The sequence below is a fragment of the Blautia sp. 210820-DFI.6.14 genome (genome assembly GCF_020558815.1).
In the GTDB taxonomy this organism is placed as follows: domain Bacteria; phylum Bacillota; class Clostridia; order Lachnospirales; family Lachnospiraceae; genus Blautia_A; species Blautia_A obeum.
In genome coordinates this window covers 1-2977 of the sequence record NZ_JAJCKS010000058.1, presented here as the reverse complement: position 1 = coordinate 2977, position 2977 = coordinate 1, and the positions used below count along the sequence as shown (strand labels likewise).

Below are 2977 nucleotides of genomic sequence, written 5' to 3'. Positions count from 1 at the left end.
CTTCCACCCGTAATGATTGCAACTTTATCTTTTAATCTCATTTAGACTACCTCCTTACTTTGTTTGTAGTTACATTATAAGCAAAAGGTAAATCATTTTCTGTGATATCATCACAATCACAAACTATCGCAATAAAAAACCCTGTTGCTCACACGCACCAGGGTTTTTGTTTATCTATCCGTATTTAAATAATCAGAATTTTATTCAACTTCTGAAAACTGATCTTTTCCAACATTACATAATGGGCATTCAAAATCTTCTGGAACGTCCTCCCACTTTGTTCCTGGTGCAATACCACCTTCAGGATAACCTTCCTCTTCATCATATTCCCATCCGCAAACGTCACATACATATTTCATTAGTTTGTTCCTCCTTATAAATATATTAATACAAAGCATATATTACTGTTGTATCTGAATTATTTTGTAATCTTAGCACGAAAGTCAAGTGTTTTTAGCATTTCCAGAGTCCATGAAGATTGCAGTATGCGTATACTCCTTCTACATACTCTCCATCACAGAGGCAGAAATCCGCAATAGGTTCCTGTCCTGGAATTAGCTGTTTTCTATAAATACCCTGATTTGTATTTAGTGTAATCCATTCAATGAAATGATTATCAAGCATTGGATGTTTTGTTTCACCGACCACAACATGTACATGCTGTTTGTCCACTGTATATACAGGTACATGCTTCTCAACAGCAGCATCTGTCACTCCAGCTTTTAACTCATGCATAGCCTCTCCGCAGCACATTACTGGTACGCCTTGATCCTTTACCATTTCAATAATGTTTCCACAATGATTGCATACATAATATTTTACTTCCATCTTTTTTATCTTCCTATGTTTAAAATTTAAAATCCAATTGTTTCTATAACTTTTTTCAAAGCATCCGCCGATTTCTTAAACTTTAATGCTTCTTTACCAACTGATGCGGAACCAACAAAGCCACAGCCTATCATTACTGCTTTTTTTAATAATCACTTTCTTCTTTGTAATAATCTCCTTCTCTTTAATAGTTCTCTTCACGTATTTCGAAATAACTCTGTGGATGGTTACATACTGGACATATCTCAGGTGCCTTTGTTCCTACCACAACATGTCCACAGTTACGGCATTCCCATACCTTAACTTCACTCTTTTCAAACACCTGTGCAGTTTCAATATTCTTAAGAAGTGCACGATATCTCTCTTCGTGGTGCTTCTCAATCTGTTTATTGTCAATAAATAATAGTAATAATTGCTATTATTATAATAATTAATATTACTGATTACCTTTTATTTAAAATAATCATTCAATCATCATTTTTTCCGTTCAAAAACATATTCTGCATCTGATGATAAATCAGAGCGGAATGAATAGCCTAGTCTATCAAATTTCTTAATATCCTCAGGATTTTCAATTCTGTTTTCAGCCATGAACCTAACCATTTCACCACGGGCCATCTTAGCATATGTACCTTTTGTCACCAGTTTATCTCCTGATAACTCACAAAATGTAATCGTAATGTATCTATCCTGTCGTGTCAGATATTTTTCTATGCACTTAGAGTATTCTTTCGATGCCAGATTGATTATAATCCTGCTGTTATCAATCACTGAGCGGTATAATAAATCTCCCCAGTACTCATACAGATTTTTTGTTTCTCCTATTCCAACCTTCGCCTGCATTTCCAAACGATAAGGTGTCACACCATCCCTTGGTTTTAGCACACCATAAAATGCAGATATTATTCTCAAATGATTTTGTACATACTCGAACTGACTGTCCTCAAACACGGATGGAGCCATATATTGAAAAGCAATTCCTTCATATGATAAGACAGCTGGGGTAAGTAAATGATAAAGATCCATGTTTTCCAATCTATTGAAGTTCTGTTCTGTAATTTTGTCATTACATTTCCAGATAGTCTTCAGTTCTTCTTTTGACTTACTTTTCAACCAACTTTGTATCTCTGTCGTCTTTTCAATAAATTCAGGCAATCCATCCGGCGCTATGCTGTCAGTATCTGTAATCATCTTTTTAGCAGGGGATAATATTATCTTCATTAATCTAATTCCTTGAGCATATTTTCAGGATCATCTGCAGCCTTGACTTTATCATTTGCCTTTATAATAATCCCCTGTTCATCAATAAGATATGTGGTTCTTACTACTCCCATAGAGACTTTGCCATAATTTTTCTTTTCTTTCCATACATCATATGCTTCAATAACTTTCCGCTCTGGATCTGCTAAAAGTGTAAATGTCAATCCATATTTTTCCTCAAATCTCTTATGAGAGGATACAGAATCCTTACTGACTCCAAGAATAACTGCTCCCTTTTCGGTAAACTGAGGGTATCGCTCAGAAAACCCACATGCCTGTTTCGTGCATCCCGCTGTATTATCCTTGGGATAGAAATATAAAATCACTTTTTTTCCTGTATAATCCGATAATCTATGTATTTTCCCATTTTGATCTGGCAACTCAAAATCCGGTGCCTTAACCCCTACTTCCAACATTATTTATCCCTCCCTTTCTGTATCTTTCTCTTTATTCGCCTTTTTCTTCCTATTCCCGGTAATCATTTTATGACCTGTATATATCGCCATTACCATACATAACATAGAACTTAAAGCAAAGTATTTGTGACTTGATTTTTGCTTTTTATATCCAGTGTAAAAAGTCCCAAGCATTGTGATCAATGCTCCTACTGACCAATATTTATGTGCTTTCATGTAATTCCTCCATTTTTTCAGTGTATTCAATTCTAATTATACGCTACCATATTCCTATGTCAATTTGATAATAGAGCATTCCTATAAAATTTTTCAAAATATCATTGTCAAAACTATGTATTGTTATCCTTTAATTTTTCTTTGAAATAATTGACAAAAAGCTTGCTTTCAGGAGATTACTATTTAATCTCTTTTCCATCTATATATAGTTGAAATTTATCAGGATTATTGACAACATCATAGTCCTTTCCGTATTC

The 2977-nt window shown here is 34.4% G+C and carries 5 protein-coding genes and 1 pseudogene; all 6 read right to left on the bottom strand.

Annotated elements, in window-relative coordinates:
- Window positions 1-200: 200 nt before the first annotated feature.
- The gene (locus tag LI112_RS17610; RefSeq protein WP_005339874.1) at window positions 201-359 is read right to left on the bottom strand and encodes a rubredoxin; all 159 of its coding nucleotides are present in this window, start codon (window positions 357-359) and stop codon (window positions 201-203) included.
- 94 nt (window positions 360-453) lie between these two features.
- Complete coding sequence (locus LI112_RS17605; RefSeq protein ID WP_055057010.1) at window positions 454-828, bottom strand: desulfoferrodoxin family protein; 375 nt, start codon at window positions 826-828, stop codon at window positions 454-456.
- A 184-nt stretch (window positions 829-1012) separates the two neighbouring features.
- Window positions 1013-1213, bottom strand: a pseudogene (locus tag LI112_RS17600) (rubrerythrin family protein); the annotation flags it as partial.
- A gap of 89 nt (window positions 1214-1302) precedes the next feature.
- A complete protein-coding gene (yaaA, locus tag LI112_RS17595; RefSeq protein ID WP_005421606.1) occupies window positions 1303-2049 on the bottom strand; it encodes a peroxide stress protein YaaA in 747 nt (248 codons plus the stop codon).
- Complete coding sequence (gene bcp, locus LI112_RS17590; RefSeq protein ID WP_005421605.1) at window positions 2049-2504, bottom strand: thioredoxin-dependent thiol peroxidase; 456 nt, start codon at window positions 2502-2504, stop codon at window positions 2049-2051. The genes yaaA and bcp overlap by 1 nt, the downstream gene beginning before the upstream one ends.
- Before the next feature lie 3 nt (window positions 2505-2507).
- Window positions 2508-2720, bottom strand: a complete 213-nt coding sequence (locus LI112_RS17585) for a DUF6219 family protein (protein ID WP_005421604.1) — start codon at window positions 2718-2720, stop codon at window positions 2508-2510.
- Between the last annotated feature and the right edge of the window lie 257 nt (window positions 2721-2977).

Bases quoted from the DNA above. Each gene is read 5' to 3' on its own strand.
- yaaA (WP_005421606.1), bottom strand. From the start codon at position 2,049: ATGAAGATAATATTATCCCCTGCTAAAAAGATGATTACAGATACTGAC.
- bcp (WP_005421605.1), bottom strand. From the start codon at position 2,504: ATGTTGGAAGTAGGGGTTAAGGCACCGGATTTTGAGTTGCCAGATCAA.
- LI112_RS17610 (WP_005339874.1), bottom strand. From the start codon at position 359: ATGAAATATGTATGTGACGTTTGCGGATGGGAATATGATGAAGAGGAA.
- LI112_RS17605 (WP_055057010.1), bottom strand. From the start codon at position 828: ATGGAAGTAAAATATTATGTATGCAATCATTGTGGAAACATTATTGAA.
- LI112_RS17585 (WP_005421604.1), bottom strand. From the start codon at position 2,720: ATGAAAGCACATAAATATTGGTCAGTAGGAGCATTGATCACAATGCTT.